Origin of the sequence: Bacillus cereus (assembly GCF_015071065.1) — a bacterium.
Taxonomy (GTDB): domain Bacteria; phylum Bacillota; class Bacilli; order Bacillales; family Bacillaceae_G; genus Bacillus_A; species Bacillus_A cereus_BA.
In genome coordinates, this window is record NZ_VOVA01000074.1 from 1 (window position 1) to 1,162 (window position 1,162).

Sequence of the window (1,162 nt, forward strand, 5' to 3'; positions counted from 1 at the left end):
TAGGGAAACAATAGGTGATTCTAAAGAATCTTTTAATATGGCATTTAAAAAAGCAACTAAAATATCTTCATTCCCATTTGTGCCAAATAACTGCTTAAATGCAAAATCGATACGTAAATTTACTAATGAATTGGACATGGTTTTCCTCTTCCTGTTTCAGACTATATCTTTACCTTTATTGTACATAAAAACAAAGTCAACATGCAAACAATCCCCTAGGATTTATATAGGGGATGCATACAAATATACACAATAGATTATCGAAGATTATTTGGGGTCACCATATCATTTTGAGAAAATTGTACGCTAAGGAATTTATAAACATTCCGTACTTAAATTATGTTTGATTCTTGGATATATCGTATCTTGAATACTAGGCATAACTAATCCCCTGGAATCTGTATATGTTTCAATATTCAACCATCTTCATTGTAAAATAAAAACCTATCCGCAGACAGGTTTCTTGTTTATATTTATAGTATCAATTTGAATATTTCCCCAGAGTGTCTCCTCATACCTTGAATCATTTCCGTACCCCTTTTACAGTGAAAATCTTCATTGCCATATACATTCTCATTTGTTATCTTTTTGTTACCTTCAGATGAGTCATCTATATGTTAAAATATTTATATTCCTCCTAATCAGTTTATCCGATTAGGCGAGCCCTAAAGAGTCCCTATCTCCTTAGGGCTCTTTTCATTAAACCTATCATTCTATCTCATTTCTTTTCTCTATAAAGCAAATAGAACTCTTATGATAAAACTTCGTAGGCTTGCATACCCACAGATCATCGGCATCCTCAACATCATTGGCCAAGAATACTTCCACTTTCGCCTTTTGTCCGTTCTCCATAATCACAATACCTTCGTAATAACCCTCTATATATTCTGTTTTCTCTTCTTCTGTATCAACTAATAAGCTCCATTCGTTAGGGAAACTGTCAAAAAAGTGTTGCTTTGAAATAGAGTTTGATCAAAACGGATTCCTACACAACACATCTAGAGATATTATTTTTGAACTACTCACCACTTAACATCCTCGCGGCCTGTTTGAAGTGGGAGATTCCTAAGTAAAGAAACCTAACGGTTTCTAATTCATTAGGCTATCCCCGTAGTTCCTACGGTTAAGAGACGAATTGCTTCGTTTTTAAGATTGAGCGCTC

1 protein-coding gene is annotated in these 1,162 nt (G+C 34.2%); it reads right to left on the bottom strand.

All coding sequences use genetic code 11. From position 1 onward, the window contains the following. The coding region (locus FT637_RS29510) for a PD-(D/E)XK nuclease family transposase (RefSeq protein WP_193649156.1) at window positions 1-138 on the bottom strand (138 nt) is incomplete at its 3' end. Window positions 139-1,162 lie beyond the last annotated feature (1,024 nt).